Below are 23,144 nucleotides of genomic sequence, written 5' to 3' on the forward strand. Positions count from 1 at the left end.
CCTAGGGTCAGTCGCGCAGCAGCTCGTTGATGCTGGTCTTGGCCCGCGTCTGCGCATCGACGCGCTTCACGATGACGGCGCAGTAGAGCGAGGGGCCGGGCGAGCCATCCGGCAACGGCTTGCCGGGCAGGCTGCCGGGCACCACGACGGAATAGGCGGGGACGCGGCCGATATGCACCTCGCCCGTCGCGCGGTCGATGATCTTGGTGGAGGCGCCGAGGAAGACGCCCATGGAGAGCACCGCGCCGCGCTCGACGATGACACCCTCGGCGACCTCGGAGCGGGCGCCGATGAAGCAGTCATCCTCAATGATGACGGGATTGGCCTGCAGCGGCTCCAGCACGCCGCCGATACCGACGCCGCCCGAGAGGTGGCAGTTCTTGCCGATCTGCGCGCAGGACCCGACGGTCGCCCAGGTATCGACCATGGTGTTGCGGTCCACATAGGCGCCGACATTGACGAAGCTCGGCATCAGCACCACGCCCGGCGCGATATAGGCCGATTTGCGCACCACGGCGCCGGGGACGGCGCGGAAGCCGGCATCCTTGAAGCGGTTCTGTCCCCAATCGGCGAATTTCAGCGGCACCTTGTCATAGGCGCCCGCCGCGGTGTCCATCGGCGCCGAATCGGCCAGGCGGAAGGAGAGCAGCACCGCCTGCTTCAGCCACTGGTTCACCCGCCAGCCACCTTGCCCATCCGCCTCGGCGACGCGGGCGGTGCCGTTGTCCAGCGCCTCCAGCGCCGCCGTCACGACATCCCGGTCCTCGCCGCGCGTGGCGGAGGAGACGGTGTCGCGGCGCTCCCAGAGCGATTCGATCGGGGCCTGGAGGGCGGAAAGGCTCATCGTCTGGGTCCCCTGTGGGCGATATCGGGCGGCGGACCATGCCGATGCCGGCGCGCCGCTGTCAACGCGGTGCGGCCTTAACCGGTCTTTCAGGCGGGGTCCGGCATGATTCAGGCATGGACGCAGCCGATGACATTGCGAGGCCCGTCCCGCCTGCCCCGCTGGGGCTCCGCGGGGCGCTGCTCGAATCCCGCCAGCGCTGGCGGGACTTCGCCGGCCTTGCCGCCGACCTCGCCTTCGAGACCGATGCGCGCGGATGCTTCACCTTCCTCGCCCCGGAACAGGTGCTGGGGCAGCCGGCTGCGGCGCTGCTGGGGGAGCCGGCACGCGAGCTGCTGCTGCATCCCGAACCCAACCCCTTCCTGGCCCAGGCGCCGGCACGGGACCTGCGGGCCTGGCTGCGGCAGGCCGATGGGGAGCCCGCCTGCTTCAGCTTCGCCGTGGTGCCGCTGGCCGATGCGATGGGGCGCATCGTCGGGCTGCGCGGCACCGGCCGCGACGTGACCGCCGAGACGCGCGAGGCCGAGGCCCAGGCGGCGGCGCTGCGTCGGGCCCGGGCGCTGGAGACGCTGGTGCGCCGGGTGCGGCGGCAGGTGCTGGCGCCGCGGATGCTGGCGGCGACGCTCGAATCGCTTGGCCCGGCGGTGGGCTGCATCGGCGCCGCGCTGCTGGAATTCAGCCCCGCCGGCCAGCCGCAGGTGATCCAGCGCCATGGCGAGGAGCCGGGGCCGCTGCTGCCCCTCATCGCCTCCCTGATGACCGAAGGCGCGCCCGCCTATGCCGAGGGCCCGGACGGGGAGAGGCTGGCGCTGCTGCCGCATCCGCAACGGCTAGTCCCACGACATGCGCTGCTGGCCTGGCGCGGCGCCGGGGGACGGCCCTTCGATGCCGATGACCGGCACCTGCTGGGCGCGGCGGCCGATCTCGTCTTCGTCGCCCTCGGCAACCAGGTCCTGCAGCGGGAGCTGGAATTGCAGGCGCGGACCGATCCGCTGACCGGACTGCTGAACCGCCGCGCCTTCCTCGAGGATCTCGCCCGCCGGCTGGACCGGTTGCAGGGCACCACGCCCGGCAAGCGGGTGGGCGCGCTGCTCTTCGTGGACCTCGATAATTTCAAATCGCTGAACGACCGGATGGGCCATGAGGCCGGCGACCAGGCGCTGGTCGCGGTGGGACGGCTGCTGCGGGACATTGTCCGCCCCACCGACCTCGTCGCCCGGCTGGGCGGGGATGAATTCGCCATCTGGCTGGATGGCGCCGATGCCGACGCGGCCGGGATGCGCGCCGGGGCGATCTGCCGCACCGGGGTGATGCTGCTGCCCGGCCTGGTGCCGCAATGCGGCCTGCCGCTGACCTTCAGCATCGGCGCCACGATGCGGCGGGAGGACGGGTCGGATACGCCCGACAGCCTCCTCGCCCGGGCCGATGCCGGGATGTATGCCGCCAAGCGCGCCGGCCGGAATGGCTGGCGCTTCGCACCGGAGGGCTGATGGAATACAGCCCCGCCTATGAGGAGGCGAAGCGCCTGGCCCGCGACGGCTCGGAACCGGAACGCGCGGCGCTGGCGGCGCTGACCGATACCCGGCCGGAGCTGCTCTACTTCCTGGCCGGGGACGATGCGGCCTCGGTCCGCAAGGCCGTGGCCGGCAATGCCGCGGCCCCGGCCCAGGCGGATGGGCTGCTGGCCGGCGATGCCGATCCGGCGGTGCGGGCCAGGCTCGGCCGCAAGCTGGCACCAAGGGCCGCCGCCCTCGCCGCGGCGCAGGACCGGCTGGGCCGGATCGGCTGGGAGGCGCTCTGCCGGCTGGCGGAGGATGCGGCGATCCGCGTCCGCGCCGTGCTGGCCGAGGAGCTGAAGGCGATGCCGGATGCGCCGCATGGGCTGATCCTCCAGCTCGCCCGCGATGCGGCGATGGAGGTGGCGGAGCCGGTGATTCACCTCTCGCCCCTGCTCTCCGAAGCCGATCTCCTGGCCCTGGCCGAGGCGCCGCCGGTGCCGGAGACCCTCTCGGCCATCGCCCGCCGCCCGGCGCTGAGCGAGGCGATCTCCGATGCGCTGGTCGCCAGCGCGAATGAGGCGGCGATCGGCGCGCTGCTCGGCAACGAGTCTGCCGCCATCCGCGAGAGCACGCTGGATGGGCTGATCCTCCAGGCGGCGACGCGGCTGCCCTGGCAGGAAAGGCTGGTGCGCCGCCCTGCCCTCTCGCCCCGGGCACAGCGTGCATTGGCCCTCTGCGTCGCCGGCCATCTGCTGGAGCCGCTCGCGGCGCGGTCCGATCTTGCCCCTGGCCTCGCCCGGCGCCTGCAGGCGCGGCTGGAGGCGCGGCTGGCCGAGACGCCGGAAGGACCAAGCGAGGCGCGGCTTTTCGAAGCGGCGGGGCTGGAGGGCGACCTGCCGCGGATGGCGCGGCTGCTGGCCACCCAGGCCACGGTGCCGCTGCGGATGGTGGAACAGGCGGCGCGGCTGCGCAGCGCCAAGGCGCTGGTCAGCCTGTGCTGGCAGGCGGGCTTCGACATGCGCTGCGCCCTGCTGGCGCAGACCGTGCTCGGCCAGGTGCCGCCCGGCGCGGCGCTGCTGCCCGCCGAGGATGGCGACTGGCCGCTCTCCTCGACCGAGATGCTCTGGCAGATCGAGCTGCTGGCCGACCCGCTTACGGCTTGATCAGCGTGCCGGCACCGGTATCGGTGAAGAGCTCCCGCAGCACCGCATGCGGCACCCGGCCATCGAGGATGACGGCGCCCTTCACCCCGCGCTCGATCGCATAGATGCAGGTCTCGACCTTCGGGATCATGCCGCCCGAGATCCAGCCGGCGGCGATGCCGGCCTCCACCTCGGCCACTGTCATCTCCGGGATCAGCACCCCATCAGGGCCGAGCACGCCGCGCACATCGGTCAGCATCAGCAGGCGTTCGGCGCCGAGCGCGCCGGCGATCGCACCGGCGACGGTATCGGCATTGATGTTGTAGGTCTGGCCATCCTCGCCGACGCCGACCGGCGCGACCACGGGGACGATATCGGCGCCGATCAGCAGGCGCAGCACGCGGGTATCCACCTCCGCCGGTTCGCCGACGAAGCCGAGATCGAGCTGCTGTTCCTGCCCGGTCGCGGGATCGCGGAGGCTGCGGAGCAGCTTGCGCGCGGTGACCAGCCCGCCATCCTTGCCGGAGATCCCAACCGCCAGCGCACCGGCGCGGGTGATGGCCTGGGCGACCTGCTTGTTCACCGGGCCGGCCAGGACCATCTCGACCACGTCGAGCATTTCCGCATCGGTGACGCGAAGGCCCTGGACGAAGCTCGGCTGCAGGCCGAGCCGCTTCAGCATGGCGTTGATCTGCGGCCCGCCGCCATGCACCACCACCGGATTGACGCCGACCTGTTCCAGCAGCGCGATGTCGCGGCCGAAGCGGAGTGCGGTCTCCTCCTCGCCCATGGCATGGCCGCCATATTTCACGACGATGATCTGGTCGTCGTAGCGCTTCAGAAAGGGCAGCGCGCCGGCCAGGGTCTTCATCGGGTCGAAGGCGTCGTCGGTCATGGCCGGGATTCTCGCGGTCTGGCGAGCGCGGCTGTAGGGGTGGCCATGCCGCCGGTCAAGCCGGGCGGGCGAGCGAGGCCATCTCGGCGCGCAATTCGGGAATGCCTTCCCCCGTGCGGCTGCTCGTCACCAGCACCAGCGGATGGCCGGCGGTCTGGGCGCGGGCCAGGGCCTCGGCCTCGGCGATGCGCTGCTTCAGCCACCAGGGCTTGGCGTCGTCGGCCTTGGTGATGACGATCTGGAAGGCGACCGCCGCCTCGTTCAGCAGTTCCATCGCCATGCGGTCGGCCGGCTTGGTCTCGATCCGCGCATCGAGCAGGAGCAGGACGCGGCGCAGCGTCGGGCGGCCGCGCAGGAAGTCGAACATCAGCCCCTGCCAATCGGCCTTCACCGATTTCGAGGCCTGGGCATAGCCATAGCCCGGCATGTCCACCAGGGTCAGCCGGTCGCCGAGATTGAAGAAATTGAGCTGCTTGGTCCGCCCCGGCGTGTGCGAGACGCGGGCCAGCGCATTCTGCCCGGTCAGCGCATTGACCAGCGAGGACTTGCCCACATTCGAGCGGCCGCAGAAGGCGATCTCCGGCCCCTCGGCGGGGGGAAGTTTGTCGATCTGCTGGGCGGCGAAGAAGAATTCGCAGGGCTGGGCGAAGAGCAGCCGCCCGGCCTCGATCAGCGCCGCCCGTTCCGCCTCGGTCCGGGCCTCGGAGAGGCCCCCCGCCAGGACGGCGGGATGGACCGGGAGGTGCCGTTCCGCCATCAGCCCTTCTTCGCCGCGGCCGGCACGGCGAGCGCCGGCTTGCCATCCCGCTGCTTCTCGAGGCTCATGATCCAGCGCTGCTGCAGGATCGAGAGCAGGTTGTTCCAGGACCAGTAGATCACCAGGCCCGCCGGGAAGCTGGCCAGCATGAAGGTGAAGATCACCGGCATCCACTGGAAGATCTTGGCCTGGATCGGGTCCGGCGGCTGCGGGTTCAGCTTCTGCTGGAAGTACATGGTGGCGCCCATGATCAGCGCCCAGGCCGGCATGTGCAGGTAGTGCGAGAGCTGCATCGGGTCGTAGGGGATCAGCCCGAACAGGTTGAACAGGTTGGTCGGGTCGGGCGCCGAGAGGTCGTGGATCCAGCCGAAGAAGGGCGCGTGCCGCATCTCGATGGTGACGAACAGCACCTTGTAGAGCGCGAAGAAGACCGGGATCTGGATCAGGATGGGCAGGCAGCCCGAGGCCGGGTTGATCTTCTCGGTCCGGTACAGCGCCATCATCTCGGCCTGGGCCTTGGCCGGGTCCTCCTTATGCCGCTCCCGGATCTCCTGCATCTTCGGGCCGAGCGTCTTCATCCGGCTCATCGACTTGTAGGCCTTGTTGGCCAGCGGGAAGAAGGCCGCCTTCAGCGCCAGGGTGAAGACCAGGATGGCGACGCCGAAATTGCCGAAGATGTGGAACAGGAAGTCGATGGCGAAGAAGAAGGGCTTGGTCAGGAAGTAGAACCAGCCGAAATCCACCGCCTTGTCGAAATCCGGGATGCCGAGCCGGTCGCGATAGGCATCCAGCAGCCGCACCTCCTTCGCGCCGACGAAGAGCCGGGTGCCGGTGGCGGTCGCAGCACCTGGCGCCACGCTCTGCGCCGCGGTCGGGGCGAAATCCACCTGCCAGCGATCCTCGGGCCCGCGGGGCGTCGCCTCGGTGGTGTGGCGGTAGGCGGCTCGGGTTCGCTGGGCCGGATCGGCGGGCGAGAGCGCGGTCAGCCAGTATTTGTCGGTGAAGCCGGCCCAGCCGGCGCCGGTCTCCTGCTCCAGCGCCACGCCGCTGCGCTTCACCGCCTCGGACTTGGCGTTGCTGTAGGTCTCCTCCCGCAGGCGGCCGTCGAGCACGCCGACGAAGCCTTCATGCAGGATGTAGAAGCCCTGGGTCGGCGGCGTGCTCTCGCGCCGGATGCGGGACCAGGGCAGCACCTGCACCGGCTCGCCGCCGGTGTTGCGGACGCGCTGCTCGGCCGAGAGCATGTAATTCTCGTCGAGCGAGAGGGCGATCTCGAAGACCTGGCCGGCGCCGTTGTCCCAGCGCAGCGTCACCGGCGAGCCGGGCGAGAGGGCGCTGCCCTCCGCGGTCCAGTCGGTGTCGTTAGCCGGCACGCGGGTGCGGCCATCGGCCGCGGTCCAGCCCCATTGCGCGTAATAGGGCGCCGAGCCCTCCCGCGGGGCGAGCAGGCGGACCAGCGGCGAGTTGCGGTCCACCGTCTCGCGATAGCCCTTGAGCACCAGGTCATCGAGCCGCGCGCCGCGCAGCGAGAGCGTGCCCTGCAGGCGCGGGCCCTCGACCGGCAGGCGGGCGGCGGGGCTGGTCGGCGTGCCGGCGGCCGGCGAGGCATCGGTCGGGGCGCCGAGCGGCCCGGCGGGGCCCGGGGTCGGTGCTGGCTGCTGCGCCTCGGCCGCCTGCTGCTGCTGGGCGCGCTGCGCCTCCCGCGCCGGGCGGTTGTAGAGGTCGAACATCAGCAGGATGCCGATCGAGATGGCGATCGCCGCGAAGAGGCGCTTCTGGTCCATGGACGGGGATCAGCCTTTCGGCAGGGTCTGGGAGGGCACCGGGTCGTAGCCGCCAGGATGCCAGGGGTTGCAGCGCAGGATGCGGCGGCCAGACAGCCAGGCGCCGCGCAGCGCGCCATGAGTGCCGAGCGCCTCCAGCGCATACTCGCTGCAGGAGGGATGGAAGCGGCAATTGCAGCCGAGCACCGGCCGCAGCGTCCATTGATAGGCGAGGACGGCGCCGCGCAACGCGGCCGTGCCGGGGCTCATTCCCCGACCACGCCGGCTTGCCGCAGCGCGCCGCGGAAATCTGCCAGCAGCTTGGCCCAGGGGCGGCGGCCGGTCTCGTCGCGGGCGATGAGGACCAGGTCCCAGCCCGCGGGCGGCGCCTCGGCCAGGGTCAGCCGCGCCGCCTCCCGCAGCCGGCGCTTGGCGCGGTTGCGGCTGACGGCATTGCCGATCTTCTTGGTCGCGGTGAAGCCGAGGCGGAGCGGTCCTTCCGGCTGCGGCATGGCCTGGAGCACCAGGGATGGCCGCGCGGCCTTGCGGCCCCGCCCGGCGACCCGGAGGAATTCGCGGCGCTTTTTCAGCCGGGGAAGCTGGCCCGGCATGGCAAATCCCCCGGATTCGGCCCTAGGCGCTGAGCTTGCCGCGGCCCTTGGCGCGGCGGTTGGCCAGCACCTTGCGGCCACCGACCGTTGCCATGCGGGCGCGGAAGCCATGCCGGCGCTTCCGGACGAGCTTGGAGGGCTGGTAGGTACGCTTCACGGTCACTCTCCGTCAGGGGGTTCGCCCGTCTCACGACGCGGACGGCCGGCGACCCTGCACTGAGGTCCCGGCGAAGGCGGGCACGTATAGGGAGGGGATGGGGGCGGCGTCAATCGCGGGTCGGTGCTCTGGCGCTGCGGCGCCGGCTGGCGTAACCCCCGCGCCCACATATTCCTCCAATGCACGGGGTCGCGCATGCCGGATTTCGACGTGGTGGTCATCGGCGCCGGGGCGGCCGGGCTCTCGGTCGCCTCCATCTCGGCCGGGCTCGGGCTGAAGGTCGCGCTGGTCGAGCGGGGGCGGATGGGCGGCGACTGCCTGAATTACGGCTGCGTGCCCTCGAAGGCGCTGCTGGCCGCGGCGCATGCCGCCGCCGCGGCGCGGGAGGCCGGGCGCTTCGGCATCCGCCTGCCGGCGCCGGAGATCGATTGGGCCGGGGTGCGCGCGCATGTGCAGGGCTCCATCGCCCGCATCGCGCCGAATGACAGCGCCGCCCGCTTCCGCGGCATGGGCGTCGAGGTGATCGAGGCCGCGGCGCATTTCGTGGCCCCCGATGCGATCGAGGTCGCCGGCCGGACCCTGACCTTCCGTCGCGCCGTCATCGCCGCCGGCAGCAGTGCGATCGTGCCGGACCTCCCCGGCCTCGATGGCGTGCCCTGGCTGACCAATGAAACGCTGTTCGACCTGGAGGAGCCGCCGGGGCACCTCATCATCCTGGGCGGCGGGCCGATCGGGCTCGAGATGGCGCAGGCCCATGCCCGGCTCGGCTGCCTCGTCACCGTGATCGAGGCAGGGCCGCGCATCGCCGCGAAGGAAGACCCGGAATTGGTCGAGGGGCTCCGGGCGGCGCTGGTCCGCGACGGGGTCGAGTTCCGCGAGGGGGCGAAGGTCGCCCGGGTCGAGCAGCTGGAGCCCGACAGCCTGGCCGCCCAGGCCGGCGTGGTCGCGGTGCTGGAGGATGGCAGCCGGATCGCGGGCACGCATCTGCTGCTGGCGGTCGGGCGGGCGCCGCGCCTGGCCGGGCTCGACCTGGTGGCGGGCGGGATCGAGGCGGGGCCGCGCGGCATCGTGACCGGGCCCGATCTCCGCTCGGTCTCCAACCGCCGGGTCTGGGCGGTGGGCGACATCGCCGACCCCAAGGGCCTCGGGCCGCGCGCCTTCACCCATCTGGCGGGCCAGCATGCCGGCATCCTGGTGCGGTCCATGTTCTTCCGCCTGCCCTTCACCCGGCTCAGCTATGCCGCCCTGCCCCGCGTCACCTATGGCGATCCGGAGCTGGCGCAGGTCGGCCTGACCGAGGCCGAGGCGCGAGCGGCGGGGCATGAGGGGCTGTCCATCCTGCGCTGGCCGGTCGCCGAGAACGACCGGGCGGTGACGGAGGGCCGGCCTGAGGGGCTGGTCAAGCTCGTGGTCGGCAAGCGCGGGCGGCTGCTCGGGGCCGGGGTGCTGGCGCCGCATGCGGGCGAGATGGCCGGGGTCTTCGGGCTGATGATCGACCGTCGCCTGCCGCTCTCGGCTCTGGCCGGGCTGGTCCTCCCCTACCCCACCCTGGCCGAGACGGCGAAGCGGGCCGCCGGGGATTATTACGCCCCGAAGCTGCTCTCGCCCTTCACGAAGCGGCTCGTCGACTTGCTGAAACATCTGCCTTAGGCGTTCATGCGGCCGCTGGGGCAACAGGAGCAGTTTTCCATGGATCAGGTTCTCGCGGGGCGCACGGCGCTGGTCACTGGCAGCACCAGCGGCATCGGGCTTGGGATTGCGAAGATCTATGCCGAGGCCGGCGCCAAGGTGATGCTGAACGGCTTCGGCAAGCCGGAGGAGATCGCCAAGGCCCGGGCCGAGATCGGCGCGCTCCAGGGCGGCGGGGACGCGCCCTATTCGGCCGCCGACCTCTCGAAGCCCGAGGCGGTGCGGCAGATGATCCGCGAGGCGGAGGGCACGCTGGGCAAGCTCGACATCCTGGTCAACAATGCCGGCATCCAGTTCGTCGCCCCGGTCGATGAATTCCCGGATGACAAATTCGACGCGATCATCGCGATCAACTTCGCTTCCAATTTCCACGCCATCAAGGCGGCGCTGCCGGGGATGAAGCAGCGCGGCTGGGGGCGGATCGTCAACATCGCCTCGGCGCATGGCCTCGTCGCCTCGCCGCACAAGGTCGCCTATGTCTCGGCCAAGCATGCGGTGGTCGGCATGACCAAGACCGTGGCGCTGGAAGTGGCCAAGCTGCCGATCACCTGCAACGCCATCTGCCCCGGCTTCGTGCGCACCCCGCTGGCCGAGGCCCAGGTCGGGCCGCTGGCCAAGGAGCACGGCGTCTCGGAGCAGCAGGCGCTCGAGGACTTCCTGCTCGACAAGCAGCCCTCCAAGCGCTGGATCGAGGTGGATGAGGTGGCGCAGATGGCGCTCTACCTGGTCGGGCCCGGCAGCGGCGGGGTGAATGGCGCCGCGCTGTCCATCGATGGCGGCTGGCTGGCGGCCTGATGGACGAAGCGCCCACGGGAGTACCGGCGCCGGCGGTGGCGAAGCCGCCGGCGCCCAAGCGGATCAACCTCGCGCTCCAGGGCGGCGGCACCCATGGCGCCTTCACCTGGGGCGTGCTGGAGCGGCTGCTGGAAGACGAGAGGCTGACGATCGACGGCGTCTCCGGCGCCTCGGCCGGGGCGATCAATGCCGCGGTGCTGGTCCAGGGCCTGGCGGATGGCGGGCGGGAGGGGGCGATCCGCGCCCTCGACCGCATGTGGCGCGACGTGGCGGCGCGGCTCGCCGTCAGCCCGCTGCGCAACACGCCCTTCGAGAAGGCGCTCTGGGGCTTCGACCTGACCTATTCGGTTGCCTACCAGACCTTCGAGACGCTGACCCGCGTCTTCTCGCCCTACCAGTTCAACCCCTTCCCGATGGAGTTCAACCCGCTGCGGCAGGTGCTGGACGACAACCTGGATTGGCGGCGGCTGCGGCGCGACCCGAAGGCGGTGCGGCTCTTCATCTCGGCGACCAATGTCCGCACCGGCAAGCCACGGGTCTTCAACCGCGCCGAGATCAGCACCGATGTGGTGCTGGCCTCGGCCTGCCTGCCCAATGTCTTCCGCGCGGTCGAGATCGATGGCGAGGCCTTCTGGGATGGCGGCTATGTCGGCAATCCGGCGCTCTGGCCGCTGTACTATGAGCGTGGCGCACCCGATATCGTGCTGGTGCAGATCAACGCCATCATGCGCGCCGAGCTGCCGACCAGCGCCACCGACATCATGAACCGGCTGAACGAGATCAACTTCAACGCCTCCCTGATGGCGGAGATGCGGGCGATCGATTTCGTGCAGCGGCTGCTGGATGCCGGGCGGCTGGAGCAGCCGCGCTATCGCCGCATCTTCCTCCATGTCATCGAGGACGAGGAGCGGATGCGGGAGTTCAAGCTCTCGACCAAGCTGAACGGCGACTGGGAATTCCTGCAGATCCTCCGCCGCTATGGGCGGGAGGCGGCGGACCGGTTCCTCGCCCAGCATTTCGACACGCTCGGCAAGGAGAGCACGCTGGATATCCAGCGCTACCTGTAGGGCCGCAGCATCACCAGCCGCGCCCGCTGCCCGCGCCGCATCGCGACGATCGCCACCTGGCGGAAGCGTCGGGCCAGCTTGGCGATGCGGCGCGGATCGGCGCCGATCAGCAGGTGGCGTTCCTGCCAGCCCTTGGCGCCGCCGGCCCCTTCCTCCTGCGGCAGGCGATGCGCCGCCTCCCGCAGCCGGGCCAGCATGCGGTCGTTCCAGCCGCGCGGCATCTTGTGGCTATAGGGGTTCCAGGCGGTGACGAAGGCCCCCTCCCGCGTGCCGAGCCGCGCGAGCAGCGCATCCACCGCAGCGCTGCGCTGGCCGATGCGGGTGGCGGCGCCCGCGGCCTCATAGGTGCTGCGGCGATAGGCGGCGGTGAGGGCCGCGGTCATGCAAGCTGGAAGAGCATGGCCTTCAGGTAGGCGCTTTCCGGCAGCAGCGGATGCACCGGATGGTCCGGCCCCGCCCCGCCCTGGAACAGCAGCCGCCCTTCCCGCCGGGTGCGGCCGATACCCCAGATGACGGCATCGGCGAATTCGCCCGGCGCCACGTGATGGCTGCAGCTGGCGATGAAGAGGAAGCCGCTTGGCGCCACCAGCGCGGCCGCCAGCCGGGCCAGCTTGCCATAGGCCCGCAGCGCCGCGGGCTGGTCCTTGCGGGTCTTGGCGAAGGCGGGCGGGTCGGCCACGACCATATCGAAGCGGGTGCCGGACTGGCCCATCCGCTCCAGCGCCTCCAGCGCCTCGCCCCGCTCGGCGGTGACCCGCGCGGCGAGGCCGTTCTCCGCCGCGCTCGCCATGGCGAGGTCGAGGGCATGGGCGCTGCGGTCGAGCAGCGTCACCTGCGCGGCGCCGGCCGCGGCGGCGCTCAGGCCGAAGCCGCCGGTATGGCAGAAGGCATCCAGCATCGTCCCGCCGGCGGCGAGGCGGGCGACCCGCACCCGGTGCTCCCGCTGGTCGAAGAACCAGCCGGTCTTCTGCCCGCCCAGCAGGTCGACCGCGAAGCGGAGCCCGCCTTCCTCGGCATGGACCGGTCCGGGCTCGCCATGCAGCAGGCGGGTTTCCTGCGGCAGGCCTTCCAGGGCGCGCACGCCGGCATCGTTGCGGGCAATGATGAGGCGGGGCGAGAGCAGGGATTGCAGCGCCTCGACCAGGGCCGGGGTCAGCGCCTCCATCCCGGCGGTATTGGCCTGCAGAGCCAGCGCATCGCCATAGCGGTCGATGACGAGGCCGGGCAGGCCATCCGCCTCGGCATGGACCAGGCGATAGTGGGGCGCGTTGAACAGCCGCTCCCGCAGCGCCAGGGCGGCGGCGAGGCGGGTGCGGAGCCAGGCGGAGTCAATCACCGCCTCCGGGTCGCGGTCCAGCCGGCGCGCGGCGATCAGGCTATGCGGGTTGAACAGCCAGGTGCCGTGGCGCTGGCCGTCATCGCCCTCCAGCCGGACGGGGGCGCCGGGCGGCAGCGCCTTGGCCGCCGGGGTCATGGCGATTTCGTTGGAGAAGGCCCAGGGGTGGCCGGACCTCACCCGGCGGTCGCGGCCGGGCAGCAGGCGGATCAGGGGATGCGGCATGAGGCGGCGGACCATGCCGCCGCGGCGCGCGGGAGTCCATGCGGGTTGCGGCCGCCGTCGCTTCGGGGCCAGATGCCGGCATGCGTATCGCCCGAGACCTGCCGGACCTTCGAGAGGCCCTCGCCGGCCGTGGCCCCGTTGCCCTGGTGCCGACGATGGGGGCGCTGCATGCCGGGCATCTCTCGCTGCTGGCGGCGGCCCGGCAGGAGGTCGGGGAGGCCGGCATCCTCGTCGCCTCGATCTTCGTCAACCCGCTGCAATTCGGCCCGGGCGAGGATTTCGCCCGCTACCCGCGGCAGGAGGAGGCGGACCTCGCCATGCTGCGCGAGGCCGGCTGCGACCTCGCCTGGCTGCCGAGCGTCGAGGCGATGTACCCGCCCGGCCGGGCGACCACCATCCTGGTCGAGGGACCGTCCGAGGGCTGGGAGGGCGCTGCCCGGCCCGGCCATTTCCGCGGCGTCGCCACGGTCTGCGCCAAGCTCTTCCTGCAGACGGGCGCCCAGGTCGCCGCCTTCGGCGAGAAGGATTGGCAGCAGCTCCAGGTCATCCGCCGCATGGTGCGGGACCTGGACCTGCCGGTCCGCATCCTCCCCTGCTCGACCCTGCGCGAGGCGGATGGCCTGGCCATGTCCTCCCGCAACCGCTACCTCGACCCGGAGGCGCGGGCCCGGGCCGCGGCGCTGCCGGGTGCGATGCTGGCGGCGATCGAGGCGATGGCCCGCGGCACCTCCCCCGCCGCAGCGCTGGCGACGGCGCGGGCCGGGCTGACGGCCGCTGGCTTCGCCCTCGACTACCTAGCCCTGGTGGAGCCCGAGAGCCTGCGCGAGGTCGGCGCCCCGCCCGGCCGGCTGATCGCCGCGGCGCGGCTCGGCGGGGTGCGGCTTCTCGACAACATGCCCGCCTGGGCATAGCCGAGCGCGGTCAGGCCGAACAGGATCCACCAGCCAGCCTGCGTCAGAGCAGCCAGCGCAGCGAATGCCGCAGCGCCGCCGCGCCGTCGCGGGCGAACCACTGGCCATGGGCGAAGATCACCCGCTCCGGCAGGAGCGCCAGGAGTTGCTCCGCGGCCCGCACCGCATCCCGCCGGCGGAGGCGGATGACGGCGCGGAGATAGGGTGGCGGCATGCCATCCGGCGCGGTGCTGCCGAAGAGCCGGGCCAGTGGCCGCAGCAGGGCCGGCAGCCGCGCTGCCTCCAGATTCAGCACCAGATCGGTGAGGATGAGGGTGCGGGTCGCCGCATGGAACAGGGCGACTTCATGGAAGCCGAGCCCGCCCGGAACCGTCACCAGGCCGATGGCGCCGCCCCAGGCCGCAGGCGGGGTCGTGCCCAGGTCATGGTCGAGGCGAAGGCCGCTGCGCTGCACCTGGCCGCGCTGGCGGAGGCCGGGGGCGGCCCAGGTCGTGGCCTCCGGGAAGGCGCGCTGCCAGTCCCGCAGGAAGGTCCAGTGGGCGATGTTCGGCGCCACGAAGTGCCGGATGGGGCCGAGCGCCGCCAGTGCCTCGGCCAGAGCGGGGCTGTAGCGGGTCGGCGAATGCAGCAGCAGCGCGCCATCGGGCAGGCGCAGCACGGTCATCCGCACCGGCAATTCCGTGCCGAGCGGGCCGGGCAGCAGGCTGTCCACGATGAAGACATCCTCCGCCACCCGCTTCGGCAGGTCGAGCGGCGGATAGCCGGGCGGCGCCTCGCTGGCGAGCAGCAGCGGGCCGGCGGCGGGGCGGTCGTCGCTGAGCGCGACCACGGCAAGTTCCGTCAGGCCGAGGCCGATCAGCAGGGCACGCGCCTCGGAGGGCTGGCGGCGCATCAGCAGCCCGGCACCGAGCAGCGCCGCGCCGCCGATCGCATCCAGCCCGAGATGCTGGCGCATGGTGAGGCGGGGCCGCAGCCCCGCCTCGTAATCGGTGAGGACCGAATAGCCGGTGTGATAGGCGCCGGCGGTGGCGAGGATGCCTCGCACCGGCGGCGGCAGGCTGCGCGACGTGGCGAGGCCGCCCAGCATGGCGGCGACGCCGTAATCGATCAGCCCGTGCAGCCGGGTCGGGATCATCGCCTCAGATGAACCATTGGCCGGTCGCGTCGTAATTCGCCTGGGCCTGGGCTGCGAGGGCGTTCCAGTCCACCGGCGCATCCGGGGTGGTGACCGGGGTCGGGTCGGAGGTCACCGGGGTGGTGCCCCCCGTCGGCGGGGTCGGGGTGGTGGTCGTGCCCGGGGTCCAGTTCATCGCCACGATCGAATCGTAGTCGAGCCACTGGCCGGTGGCGTCGTGATAGGCGCTCACCGTGGCGCCGATCGTGCCCCAGTCCGGCGCCGCGCTTGGGGTCGTCGGCGTGGTCGGGGTCGTCGGAGTGGTCGGCGTCGTCGGGGTCGTGGGCGTGCCCGGGGTCCAGTTCATCGCCACGATCGAATCGTAATCGACCCATTGGCCGGTGGCGTCGTGATACTGGTTCACCAGCGCAGCCATGGCGCCCCAGTCGGGAGCCGCCGGCGTGGTGGGTGTGGTCGGGGTCGTCGGCGTGGTCGGGGTCGTCGGATCCGGCTGGTTGTTCACCGGCGTCGGAGTGATGACCGGCGGAATGGTGCCGGGCGGCACGTAGCTCAGGTCGCGGACGATGAGCGAGGTGTTCTCGTTGTTGTTGAGGAAGGCGAAGACCACGTTCTGGCCGCCATGGTCGTAATCGGCCGGCACGTTGTCGTTGACGATCGCCTCCAACTCGCCATCCACGTAGAAGGTGATCTGGTTCGGCTCCCACACCGCCTGATAGGTGTGGAACATGTTGCCCTGGACGCCCTCGAGAAAGCGGACGTGCTGGTTGTTCGTGCCGTTATCGTTCCAATGAACGGTGGCGTATTGCCGCCCGGTGCCGTCCGGCGCGATCTCGGCGAGATTGATCTCGGGGCCGGGATAGTTATTGTCGCCGGGCCAGAGGATGATGGCCGAACCAGGCATATTGCCCGACAGCATCGCCGTGACCGTGTAGGTGCCATAGCCATGGCCGATGCTCGGATCGGCGCCCGGCTCCTTCATGCCGGCCGTGCTGTACTGGTTCCCGTAGAACCTGACCTCCCCAAAGGTCGAGTAGTCAACGCCCCAGCTTTCGGTCAGGGGCCCGACGCTGTTCTCGAAGCTCTCGAACAGGGGCTGGTAGGTGTTGGGTGCAGTTGGCATGGATTCATCCTGATGCGGAGACAAGCCGAAAGACGGCGCCGGCCGATCCCGGCGTCGCTTCGTATACCCAACACATTAAACAGTCGTCGGTGCTACCCCACCGATGTGCACAATCGCGTTTCGACCACCGCAGTTCCTGGCATGTGGATTGCTAGCCACTCCGCCCAAAGCGGCGGAGCAGTCCGATGGCCAAGCCCTTCCACCTTGCCTGGTTCCTCCAGGGCTCGAGCGTCCAGGCCTGGGGCGAGCCCTGGACCGGCCATATCGGCACGGACTGGATGCAGCCGACCCTCTTCCTCGACATGGCGCGCAGCCTGGAACGGGCCTGTTTCGATTACATTCTGCTGGAGGATAGTTCCTACGTCGGAGAGAGCTTCAACGGCTCGACCGAGGTCTATCTGAAGCACGGGCTCTCGGTGCCGCGGCAGGACCCTTCGGTGGTCGCGGCGCTGATGACGCAGGTGACATCGCGCATCGGCATCGTCCCGACCTTCGGCACCTTCGCCTATCCGCCCTATCTGCTGGCCCGGCTGGTGGCGACGCTCGACCAGGTCTCGGCCGGCCGCATCGGTTGGAATGCGGTGACGGGCAGTTCCGATGTGGCCGCCATGAATTTCGGCATGAGCGGCATGCCGGAGCATGACCTGCGCTACGACATGGCGGATGAATATCTCGATGTGGCGAAGCGGCTCTGGGCCTCCTGGGAGCCGGGGGCGATCGTCGCGGATCGCCAGGGCGGCACGCTGGTCGATCACACCAAGGTCCATGGTGTCCATTTCGAGGGCAGGTTCTTCAAGACCCGCGGGCCGCTGAACAGCGGGCCGGCGCCGCAGGGCCAGCCGGTGATCGCCCAGGCCGGCGGCAGCCCGCGCGGCCGGCGCTTCGCCGCGGCCCATGCCGACACCATCGTCGTCAATGCCAAGGGCATCGAGGCGATGCGTGCCTATCGCGACGACATCCGCCGGATGATGGCCGCCTGCGGCCGCAATCCCGACCACTGCAAGGTGCTCTATCTGGTCAATCCGATCATCGGCGAGACGATGGAGGAGGCGCTGGAGCGCAAGGCGCGGCGCAAGGCCCGTGCGGATGAGACGTTGATCCAGCGCCTCGCGCATTTCGGCAAGGTGACCAATATCGATTTCGGGAAATTCGATCTCGACAAGCCGCTGCCGGACGACGTCACCACCAACGGCCACCAGCAGAATCTCGACCAGTTCCGCAAGAAGGCCGCCGGCCGCAGCATCCGGGAGACGATGGCCGAGTACAACGCGACCGACCTCTCGGTCGAGCTCTGCGGCACGCCGGATTCGGTCGCCGCGCGCATGGGCGAGGTGATGGAGGAGGTGGGCGGCGACGGCTTCCTCTTCTCCATGCCCAATGTCCAGCGGCGCACGCTGGCCGAGATCGAGGACGGGCTGGTGCCCGCCCTGCAGGATCGCGGCCTGGTGCGGCGCGCCTACGCGCATGCGCAGTTCCGCGACAACCTCCTCGAATACTGACCCACCCCAGCCGAGGCGAGACGGACGCATGAACCGGACATCCCTTTCCCGCCGTGCTATGCTTGGCCTGCTCGCGGCCCCTGCCCTGCTGCCGGGCCGCGGCGAGGCGCAGACCCTGCCCGAGGTCACCTCCATCCCCGATGCTTTGAAGGGCAGCGGCGAGCTCCGCATCGCCACCTTCGGCGGCACCATGCAGGAGGTGCAGAAGCGGGCCTATTTCGAGCCCTTCGAGAAGCTGTCGGGCATCAAGGTGCGCGACTTCGCCGGTTCCGACTTCACCAAGATCAAGGCGATGGTCGAGACCGGCAATGTGGAGTGGGACCTGGCCCAGGTCAGCCGCGGTTCGGTGATGAACCTGCAGCGGCGGGGCGAGTATTTCGAGCGGATCGACTACGACATCATCGATGCCGGCATCCCCTCGGTCTACCGCTTCGAATACGGGCTGGAGATGCTGGTCTGGGCCCAGGTGATGGCCTATCGCACCGATGCCTTCCGAGGCGCGGTGCCGAAGGGCTGGGCGGAGTTCTGGGACACCAAGAAATTTCCCGGCGACCGGTCCCTGCTCGGTGCCGGCAGCGGCAACAACCCGGAGCTGGAATTCGCCCTGATGGCCGCCGGCGTGCCGCCGGAGCAAGTCTATCCGATGGATCTCGACAAGACCTTCGCCAGCTACAGCAAGATCAAGCGCGAGGTGGTGAAGTGGTGGGAGACCGGCGCGGTGCCGACCCAACTGCTGACCGACCGCGAAGTGGTCATGACCAGCGTCTGGAACGGCCGCATGGCGGCGCTGCAGGCGGCGGGCGTGCCGGCCGCCATCAGCTGGAACCAGGGGCTGCTGAAGCGCGATTGCTGGGCCATACCGAAGGGGGCGCGCAACCGGGCGGCGGCGATGAAATTCATCGCCTACTCCACCATGGCCATCCCGCAGGCGCGGGTCGCCATGCTGATCCCCTATGGCTCGGTCAATGATGGCTCCAACGAATACATCCCCGAGTCCCGGCAGGAGGTGCTGCCGAGCTCGCCGGCCATCAAGTCCCAGCTGCTGACCTACAACTACGACTGGTGGGTCGAGAATCGCGATGCGGTGGTGGCGCGCTTCAACCGCTGGCTGCTCACCTGATGGAAGGCGCCTCGGTCACGCTGAGCGGCCTCGAGAAGCGATACGAGAATTTCGGCGCGGTGCGCGGCGTCTCGATCGATATCCGCTCGGGCGAGTTCCTGACCCTGCTGGGGCCGAGCGGCTCCGGCAAGACCACCACGTTGATGATGATCGCGGGCTTCGAGACGCCGAGTGCGGGCGACATCGCGATCGATGGCCGCTCCGTCGTCGCGCTGCCGCCGCATCGGCGGAACATCGGCATGGTGTTTCAGAACTACGCGCTCTTCCCGCACCTCACGGTCGCCGAGAATATCGGCTTCCCGCTGAAGCAGCGCGGCGTCCCGAAGCCCGAGCGCGCGCGGCTGGTGGAGGAGGCGCTGGAGCTGGTCCGCCTGCCCGGCTATGGCGCGCGGCAGCCGCGGCAGCTCTCGGGCGGCCAGCAGCAGCGCGTGGCGCTGGCCCGCGCCATCGTCTTCAAGCCCCGCCTGCTGCTGATGGATGAACCGCTCGGCGCCCTCGACAAGCAGCTGCGCGAAAGCCTGCAATTGGAGATGCGCCGCCTGCATGCCGATCTCGGCATCACCTTCATCTACGTCACCCATGACCAGGAGGAGGCGCTGACCATGTCGGACCGGATCGCGGTCATGAACGAGGGTCGCGTCGCCCAGATCGGCGCGCCGGAGGAGCTCTACGACCGGCCGGAGAACCGCTTCGTCGCCTCCTTCATCGGCGAGAGCAATTTCCTCCCCGCCACCGTGCGTGGGCGGGAGGATGGCGTGCTGGTCGCGGAATGCGCCGGCACCCTGGTCCGCGCCACCTGCGCCGGCACGCCGGCCACGGGCGAGGCCGTGACGCTGGCGACGCGGCCGGAGCGGCTGCGCTTCGTCGATGGCGCCTGGCCCGCCCCGCCGCCTGCCAACCGCATGCCGGTCACGGTGACCGAGGCGGTCTTCGTCGGCGAGCGCTGCCGCTACCTGCTGCGCGCCGAGGACGGGACGGCGCTGGTGCTGAAGGAACCCTCCAGCGCCGCGACCCGCCGGCGCGAGGCGGGGGAGCGGGCGGAGGTCGCCTGGTCCGTCGCGGATACGATCCTTGTCTGAGGCCGTCGCCCCTGCCCTGCTCGCCGCTCCACGCGCGCCGGGGCTGAACTGGCGTCGCGCAGTGCCGCTGCTGCTGGTGGCGCCGCTGCTGGCCTTCATGCTGGCGCTCTATGCCGCACCGGTGCTGGCGATGCTCTCGCGCAGCCTGCTGGAGCCGGCGCCGACGCTCGCGCATTACATCGAGCTGGCAGGCGACGAGGTTTTCCTCAAGGTTTTCACCAACACGCTCTCGACGACGGTCACGGTGACGCTCGGGACGCTGCTGCTGGGCTATCCGATCGCCCTCGGCATGGCACGGGCGCGGCGGTTGTTGCCGCTGATCCTGGTCATCGTGCTGCTGCCCTTCTGGACCAGCGTGCTGGTGCGATCCTATGCCTGGATGGTGCTGCTCGGCCGGCATGGGCTGGTGAATGAGGTGCTGCTGGCGCTCGGCCTGCTCGACCGGCCCATGCGCCTGCTGAACACGCCGCTGGCGACGCAGATCGCCATGGTCCATATCCTGCTGCCCTACATGATCCTGCCGATCGCCAATGCGCTGCGGCAGATCGATCCCTCGCTGGCGCGGGCGGCGGCGGGGCTCGGCGCCGGGCCCTTCGGCGTGTTCCGGCAGGTGACCTTGCCGCTGTCCATGCCGGGGGTGATGGCAGGCGTGCTGCTCGTCTTCGTGCTCTCGCTCGGCTTCTACATCACCCCGGCCCTGGTCGGTGGGCCGCGCGACATGACGCTCTCGATGCTGATCGCGCAGCGGGTGGAACAGCTCGACTGGGCCTATGCGGCGACGCTTTCGGCGGTGCTGCTGGCCACGGCCTTGGCCATCATCGCCCTGTTCCAGCGGGTCTTCGGCGTCGGCACCGCCTTCCGGATGAGCGCGCGATGAGGCTGCTCGGCGGCGGCCTGCTCACGCTGTTGCTGGCCTTCCTCGGCCTGCCGATCCTGCTGGTCGGCATCGTCTCCTTCTCCTCGGCGACCTATCTCACCTTCCCGCCGCCGGAATTCGGGCTGCGCTGGTATCGCGCCTATCTCGGGGCGCGGGACTGGCTGGATGCGACCTGGCTCAGCCTCGCGGTCGCCGCCGCGGTGGTGGTGGTCTCGACCCTGCTCGGGACGCTGGCGGCGATCGGGCTGGCGCGGCTGCCGCGGGGGCTGCGCGTCGCGGCCACGGGGCTGATCCTCTCGCCGCTGATCGTGCCGGGGATCGTCGTCGCCATCGGCGTCTACTATGCCTATTCGCGCTACGGGCTGGTCGGCTCGCCGCTGGGCCTGGTCCTGGCGCATAGCTGCCTCGCCGTGCCCTTCGTCGTGACCAGCGTCAGCGCCAGCTTCGCCGGGCTCGACCCGCGCCTGGAACAGGCGGCGCTCAGCCTCGGCGCCACGCCCTTCGGCACCTTCCGGCAGGTGACGCTGCCGCTGATCCGCCCCGGGGTGCTGGTCGGCGCGTTGTTTGCCTTCATCACCTCCTTCGATGAGCTGATCGTCTCGCTCTTTCTCTCCGGCCAGGGTGCGGTGACGCTGCCGCGGCGGATGTGGGACGACCTGCGCTATGCCATCGACCCGACCATCGCTGCCGTTTCGACCCTCACCGTGGTGCTGACCGCCCTGCTGATGGGGGCGGCGCATTGGCTGAAGCGGCGCGGCGAGCGGCTACATACGCCTTAGCCAGACCTGCTCGATCGCGTGGTCATGCCCCTTGCGCAGCACCAGCCGGGCGCGGTGGCGGGTCGGGCGGATATTCTCCAGCAGGTTGGGCAGGTTGATGCTGCGCCAGATGCCGCGCGCCACCTCCTTTGCCTCCGCCAGGGGCAGGTCGCGGTAGTGGTGGAAGTAGCTGTCCGGATTGGGGAAGGCGATCTTCTGCAGCAGCAGGAAGCGCTCGATATACCAGGCCTCGATCTCGCTCACCGCGGCATCGAGATAGACCGAGAAGTCGAAGAAGTCGGAAGCCACGACCGGCACGCCCGGCGCGTGCTGGAGGACGTTCAGCCCCTCGAAGATCACGATGTCGGGGCGGCGCAGCACCTGCTGCTCGCCCGGGATGATGTCGTATTTCAGGTGCGAATAGACCGGCGCCGCCACCTCCGCTTCGCCCGCCTTCAGCGCGTTGAGGAAGGCCAGCATGCGCTTCAGGTCGTAGCTCTCGGGGAAGCCCTTGCGCTTCATCAGCCCGCGTTCCTCCAGCACCCGGGTCGGGTGGAGGAAGCCGTCGGTGGTGATGAGCTCGACCCGCGGATGGTCCGGCCAGCGGGCCAGGATGGCGCGCAGCACGCGGGCGAGCGTGCTTTTCCCGACCGCCACACTGCCGGCGACGCCGATGATATAGGGCGGCGGTGCCGCCTGATGGCCGAGGAAGGCGTCCTGCGCCATGGCCAGCCGCCGCGCCGCCCGGATCTGCAGGTTCAGCAGGCGCGACAGGGGCAGGTAGATCTCCTGCACCTCCGAGAGCGAGACGGTCTCGTTCAGCCCGCGCAGCGCGGCGATATCGGCCCGCGTCAGCGAGAGCGGCGTGTTGGCGCGCAGCGCCGCCCAGGCGGCGCGGTCGAAGACCCGATAGGCGGGCTCGGCAAGGGGCGGGTCTTCGGGCGGCGGCCTGGCATCCATGGCGTCCATCGTCTCATGCACCTGCGAAACCGCCAAAACCGGCCATCGCCCGCACAGCTTCCGGCCGCAACCCCGCCTCGCGCAGCGAGCGGAGGCTGGGGGCCCCGTCCCGCTTGGCCAAACGCCGGCCGGCGGCATCCGTCAGCAGCGGGTGATGGGCATAGCGCGGCTCCGGCCAATCCAACAGGGCCTGTAACAACCGGTGCAGATGGGTGGCGGGCTTCAGGTCCAGGCCGCGGGTGACGAGGGTGACGCCCTGGAGCGCATCGTCATGGGTGACGCAGAGATGATAGCTTGCCGGCACCTCCTTCCGCGCCAGCACCGCATCGCCGAATTGCGCCGGATCGCAGCGGAGCCGCCCCTCCCCCACCTCCTCAAACGAGAGGTCGCGGGGCGCCACGGCCAGCGCCGCCGCCATGTCGAGCCGGAGGGCATAGGGCGTCCCGGCGGCGATTCGGGCCGCGCGCTCGGCGGGCGGGAGGCGGCGGCAGGTGCCGGGATAGAGCGGTCCGTCCGGCCCGTGCGGCGCCTGGCCGGCGGCCGCGACCTCGCGGGCGATCTCGGCCCGGGTGCAGAAGCAGGGATAGAGCAGGCCGCGCGCCGCCAGCCGGTCCAGCGCCGCGCGATACTCCGGCAGATGCGCCGATTGCGACCGGACCGGGCCATCCCATGTCAATCCGAGCCAGGCGAGATCGTCGGGGATGGCAGCGGCGAATTCCGGGCGGCAGCGGGTGGTGTCGATGTCCTCGATCCGCAACAGGAACTGCCCGCCGGCCCGGCGCGCTGCGATCCAGGCGGTCAGCGCCGCATGGGCATGGCCGAGATGCAGCAGCCCGGTCGGGCTCGGCGCGAAGCGGGTGACAACGGGCATGGCCCCGCCGGGGTTAGAGCAAACGCCGGTGAGG

At 70.7% G+C, this 23,144-nt stretch carries 24 protein-coding genes; 11 read left to right on the forward strand and 13 right to left on the reverse strand.

All coding sequences use genetic code 11. The features are described 5' to 3' along the window. Positions 1 to 7: 7 nt before the first annotated feature. On the reverse strand, positions 8 to 844 hold the full coding sequence (dapD, locus tag JMJ55_RS11000; RefSeq protein WP_202825599.1) for a 2,3,4,5-tetrahydropyridine-2,6-dicarboxylate N-succinyltransferase: 837 nt from the start codon (positions 842 to 844) through the stop codon (positions 8 to 10). Positions 845 to 960: 116 nt separating this feature from the next. Between dapD and JMJ55_RS11005 the strand changes: the two genes are divergently transcribed. Continuing rightward, positions 961 to 2,334: a sensor domain-containing diguanylate cyclase gene (locus JMJ55_RS11005; protein WP_202825600.1), complete on the forward strand. Its 1,374-nt coding sequence runs from the start codon at positions 961 to 963 to the stop codon at positions 2,332 to 2,334. After that, a complete protein-coding gene (locus JMJ55_RS11010) occupies positions 2,334 to 3,506 on the forward strand; it encodes a DUF2336 domain-containing protein (protein WP_202825601.1) in 1,173 nt (390 codons plus the stop codon). The genes JMJ55_RS11005 and JMJ55_RS11010 overlap by 1 nt, the downstream gene beginning before the upstream one ends. Here the strand turns inward: JMJ55_RS11010 and argB are convergent. The 6 genes from argB to rpmH are packed head-to-tail and all read right to left on the reverse strand — an operon-like array spanning position 3,496 to position 7,668. Then, complete coding sequence (gene argB, locus JMJ55_RS11015) at positions 3,496 to 4,380, reverse strand: acetylglutamate kinase (RefSeq protein WP_202825602.1); 885 nt, start codon at positions 4,378 to 4,380, stop codon at positions 3,496 to 3,498. The genes JMJ55_RS11010 and argB overlap by 11 nt on opposite strands. A gap of 55 nt (positions 4,381 to 4,435) precedes the next feature. Then, positions 4,436 to 5,137: a ribosome biogenesis GTP-binding protein YihA/YsxC gene (gene yihA / locus JMJ55_RS11020; protein WP_202825603.1), complete on the reverse strand. Its 702-nt coding sequence runs from the start codon at positions 5,135 to 5,137 to the stop codon at positions 4,436 to 4,438. Continuing rightward, a complete protein-coding gene (gene yidC / locus JMJ55_RS11025; RefSeq protein WP_202825604.1) occupies positions 5,137 to 6,921 on the reverse strand; it encodes a membrane protein insertase YidC in 1,785 nt (594 codons plus the stop codon). The genes yihA and yidC overlap by 1 nt, the downstream gene beginning before the upstream one ends. Before the next feature lie 9 nt (positions 6,922 to 6,930). Further along, positions 6,931 to 7,170: a membrane protein insertion efficiency factor YidD gene (gene yidD, locus JMJ55_RS11030; protein WP_202825605.1), complete on the reverse strand. Its 240-nt coding sequence runs from the start codon at positions 7,168 to 7,170 to the stop codon at positions 6,931 to 6,933. Beyond that, complete coding sequence (gene rnpA, locus JMJ55_RS11035; protein ID WP_202825606.1) at positions 7,167 to 7,511, reverse strand: ribonuclease P protein component; 345 nt, start codon at positions 7,509 to 7,511, stop codon at positions 7,167 to 7,169. Before rnpA ends, yidD begins: the two co-directional genes overlap by 4 nt. 22 nt (positions 7,512 to 7,533) lie before the next feature. Further along, complete coding sequence (gene rpmH / locus JMJ55_RS11040; RefSeq protein ID WP_202825607.1) at positions 7,534 to 7,668, reverse strand: 50S ribosomal protein L34; 135 nt, start codon at positions 7,666 to 7,668, stop codon at positions 7,534 to 7,536. A gap of 195 nt (positions 7,669 to 7,863) precedes the next feature. On the opposite strand from rpmH, the gene JMJ55_RS11045 reads away from it, so the two are divergent. The 3 genes from JMJ55_RS11045 to JMJ55_RS11055 are packed head-to-tail and all read left to right on the forward strand — an operon-like array spanning position 7,864 to position 11,219. After that, positions 7,864 to 9,318, forward strand: coding sequence for a dihydrolipoyl dehydrogenase family protein (locus JMJ55_RS11045; protein WP_202825608.1), 1,455 nt, complete (start codon positions 7,864 to 7,866; stop codon positions 9,316 to 9,318). 39 nt (positions 9,319 to 9,357) lie between these two features. Next, positions 9,358 to 10,152 (forward strand): 3-hydroxybutyrate dehydrogenase, encoded by a 795-nt coding sequence (locus JMJ55_RS11050; RefSeq protein WP_202825609.1) that lies wholly within the window; start codon positions 9,358 to 9,360, stop codon positions 10,150 to 10,152. Further along, a complete protein-coding gene (locus tag JMJ55_RS11055) occupies positions 10,152 to 11,219 on the forward strand; it encodes a patatin-like phospholipase family protein (RefSeq protein ID WP_202825610.1) in 1,068 nt (355 codons plus the stop codon). Before JMJ55_RS11050 ends, JMJ55_RS11055 begins: the two co-directional genes overlap by 1 nt. On the opposite strand, the gene JMJ55_RS11060 is transcribed toward JMJ55_RS11055, so the two are convergent. Next, entirely contained in the window at positions 11,210 to 11,602 is a 393-nt protein-coding gene (locus tag JMJ55_RS11060; protein WP_202825611.1) for a DUF3293 domain-containing protein, read from the reverse strand. The two genes, JMJ55_RS11055 and JMJ55_RS11060, sit on opposite strands and share 10 nt — an antisense overlap. Beyond that, positions 11,599 to 12,795, reverse strand: a complete 1,197-nt coding sequence (locus JMJ55_RS11065; RefSeq protein ID WP_202825612.1) for a class I SAM-dependent rRNA methyltransferase — start codon at positions 12,793 to 12,795, stop codon at positions 11,599 to 11,601. Before JMJ55_RS11065 ends, JMJ55_RS11060 begins: the two co-directional genes overlap by 4 nt. Positions 12,796 to 12,860: 65 nt before the next feature. Here JMJ55_RS11065 and panC point away from each other — a divergent pair, with 65 nt between their 5' ends. After that, positions 12,861 to 13,691, forward strand: coding sequence for a pantoate--beta-alanine ligase (gene panC / locus JMJ55_RS11070; protein WP_202825613.1), 831 nt, complete (start codon positions 12,861 to 12,863; stop codon positions 13,689 to 13,691). Positions 13,692 to 13,734: 43 nt separating this feature from the next. Here the strand turns inward: panC and JMJ55_RS11075 are convergent, their stop codons facing one another. Further along, the gene (locus tag JMJ55_RS11075; RefSeq protein ID WP_202825614.1) at positions 13,735 to 14,826 is read right to left on the reverse strand and encodes a DUF4336 domain-containing protein; all 1,092 of its coding nucleotides are present in this window, start codon (positions 14,824 to 14,826) and stop codon (positions 13,735 to 13,737) included. Positions 14,827 to 14,830: 4 nt separating this feature from the next. Continuing rightward, entirely contained in the window at positions 14,831 to 15,946 is a 1,116-nt protein-coding gene (locus tag JMJ55_RS11080) for a family 16 glycosylhydrolase (RefSeq protein ID WP_202825615.1), read from the reverse strand. Positions 15,947 to 16,131: 185 nt separating this feature from the next. Here JMJ55_RS11080 and JMJ55_RS11085 point away from each other — a divergent pair, with 185 nt between their 5' ends. The 5 genes from JMJ55_RS11085 to JMJ55_RS11105 are packed head-to-tail and all read left to right on the forward strand — an operon-like array spanning position 16,132 to position 21,300. Further along, the gene (locus JMJ55_RS11085; RefSeq protein ID WP_202825616.1) at positions 16,132 to 17,445 is read left to right on the forward strand and encodes an NtaA/DmoA family FMN-dependent monooxygenase; all 1,314 of its coding nucleotides are present in this window, start codon (positions 16,132 to 16,134) and stop codon (positions 17,443 to 17,445) included. Between the two features lie 28 nt (positions 17,446 to 17,473). Beyond that, the gene (locus tag JMJ55_RS11090) at positions 17,474 to 18,565 is read left to right on the forward strand and encodes an ABC transporter substrate-binding protein (RefSeq protein WP_202825617.1); all 1,092 of its coding nucleotides are present in this window, start codon (positions 17,474 to 17,476) and stop codon (positions 18,563 to 18,565) included. After that, complete coding sequence (locus JMJ55_RS11095) at positions 18,565 to 19,644, forward strand: ABC transporter ATP-binding protein (protein WP_202825618.1); 1,080 nt, start codon at positions 18,565 to 18,567, stop codon at positions 19,642 to 19,644. The genes JMJ55_RS11090 and JMJ55_RS11095 overlap by 1 nt, the downstream gene beginning before the upstream one ends. Further along, positions 19,637 to 20,521, forward strand: a complete 885-nt coding sequence (locus JMJ55_RS11100; protein WP_202825619.1) for an ABC transporter permease — start codon at positions 19,637 to 19,639, stop codon at positions 20,519 to 20,521. Before JMJ55_RS11095 ends, JMJ55_RS11100 begins: the two co-directional genes overlap by 8 nt. Continuing rightward, positions 20,518 to 21,300: an ABC transporter permease gene (locus tag JMJ55_RS11105; RefSeq protein ID WP_202825620.1), complete on the forward strand. Its 783-nt coding sequence runs from the start codon at positions 20,518 to 20,520 to the stop codon at positions 21,298 to 21,300. The genes JMJ55_RS11100 and JMJ55_RS11105 overlap by 4 nt, the downstream gene beginning before the upstream one ends. On the opposite strand, the gene coaA is transcribed toward JMJ55_RS11105, so the two are convergent. Together coaA and gluQRS are read right to left on the reverse strand one after the other, a co-directional pair. Next, the gene (gene coaA, locus JMJ55_RS11110; RefSeq protein ID WP_236033637.1) at positions 21,286 to 22,239 is read right to left on the reverse strand and encodes a type I pantothenate kinase; all 954 of its coding nucleotides are present in this window, start codon (positions 22,237 to 22,239) and stop codon (positions 21,286 to 21,288) included. The genes JMJ55_RS11105 and coaA overlap by 15 nt on opposite strands. A gap of 13 nt (positions 22,240 to 22,252) precedes the next feature. Continuing rightward, positions 22,253 to 23,110 (reverse strand): tRNA glutamyl-Q(34) synthetase GluQRS, encoded by an 858-nt coding sequence (gluQRS, locus tag JMJ55_RS11115; RefSeq protein WP_202825622.1) that lies wholly within the window; start codon positions 23,108 to 23,110, stop codon positions 22,253 to 22,255. Between the last annotated feature and the right edge of the window lie 34 nt (positions 23,111 to 23,144).

It is taken from the genome of Belnapia mucosa (genome assembly GCF_016775475.1).
In the GTDB taxonomy this organism is placed as follows: Bacteria; Pseudomonadota; Alphaproteobacteria; order Acetobacterales; family Acetobacteraceae; genus Belnapia; species Belnapia mucosa.

Coding starts and splice junctions, on each gene's coding strand:
- dapD (WP_202825599.1), bottom strand. CDS start 844: ATGAGCCTTTCCGCCCTCCAGGCCCCGATCGAATCGCTCTGGGAGCGC.
- JMJ55_RS11005 (WP_202825600.1), top strand. CDS start 961: ATGGACGCAGCCGATGACATTGCGAGGCCCGTCCCGCCTGCCCCGCTG.
- JMJ55_RS11010 (WP_202825601.1), top strand. CDS start 2,334: ATGGAATACAGCCCCGCCTATGAGGAGGCGAAGCGCCTGGCCCGCGAC.
- argB (WP_202825602.1), bottom strand. CDS start 4,380: ATGACCGACGACGCCTTCGACCCGATGAAGACCCTGGCCGGCGCGCTG.
- yihA (WP_202825603.1), bottom strand. CDS start 5,137: ATGGCGGAACGGCACCTCCCGGTCCATCCCGCCGTCCTGGCGGGGGGC.
- yidC (WP_202825604.1), bottom strand. CDS start 6,921: ATGGACCAGAAGCGCCTCTTCGCGGCGATCGCCATCTCGATCGGCATC.
- yidD (WP_202825605.1), bottom strand. CDS start 7,170: ATGAGCCCCGGCACGGCCGCGTTGCGCGGCGCCGTCCTCGCCTATCAA.
- rnpA (WP_202825606.1), bottom strand. CDS start 7,511: ATGCCGGGCCAGCTTCCCCGGCTGAAAAAGCGCCGCGAATTCCTCCGG.
- JMJ55_RS11045 (WP_202825608.1), top strand. CDS start 7,864: ATGCCGGATTTCGACGTGGTGGTCATCGGCGCCGGGGCGGCCGGGCTC.
- JMJ55_RS11050 (WP_202825609.1), top strand. CDS start 9,358: ATGGATCAGGTTCTCGCGGGGCGCACGGCGCTGGTCACTGGCAGCACC.
- JMJ55_RS11055 (WP_202825610.1), top strand. CDS start 10,152: ATGGACGAAGCGCCCACGGGAGTACCGGCGCCGGCGGTGGCGAAGCCG.
- JMJ55_RS11060 (WP_202825611.1), bottom strand. CDS start 11,602: ATGACCGCGGCCCTCACCGCCGCCTATCGCCGCAGCACCTATGAGGCC.
- JMJ55_RS11065 (WP_202825612.1), bottom strand. CDS start 12,795: ATGGTCCGCCGCCTCATGCCGCATCCCCTGATCCGCCTGCTGCCCGGC.
- panC (WP_202825613.1), top strand. CDS start 12,861: ATGCGTATCGCCCGAGACCTGCCGGACCTTCGAGAGGCCCTCGCCGGC.
- JMJ55_RS11075 (WP_202825614.1), bottom strand. CDS start 14,826: ATGATCCCGACCCGGCTGCACGGGCTGATCGATTACGGCGTCGCCGCC.
- JMJ55_RS11080 (WP_202825615.1), bottom strand. CDS start 15,946: ATGCCAACTGCACCCAACACCTACCAGCCCCTGTTCGAGAGCTTCGAG.
- JMJ55_RS11085 (WP_202825616.1), top strand. CDS start 16,132: ATGGCCAAGCCCTTCCACCTTGCCTGGTTCCTCCAGGGCTCGAGCGTC.
- JMJ55_RS11090 (WP_202825617.1), top strand. CDS start 17,474: ATGAACCGGACATCCCTTTCCCGCCGTGCTATGCTTGGCCTGCTCGCG.
- JMJ55_RS11095 (WP_202825618.1), top strand. CDS start 18,565: ATGGAAGGCGCCTCGGTCACGCTGAGCGGCCTCGAGAAGCGATACGAG.
- JMJ55_RS11105 (WP_202825620.1), top strand. CDS start 20,518: ATGAGGCTGCTCGGCGGCGGCCTGCTCACGCTGTTGCTGGCCTTCCTC.
- coaA (WP_236033637.1), bottom strand. CDS start 22,239: ATGGATGCCAGGCCGCCGCCCGAAGACCCGCCCCTTGCCGAGCCCGCC.
- gluQRS (WP_202825622.1), bottom strand. CDS start 23,110: ATGCCCGTTGTCACCCGCTTCGCGCCGAGCCCGACCGGGCTGCTGCAT.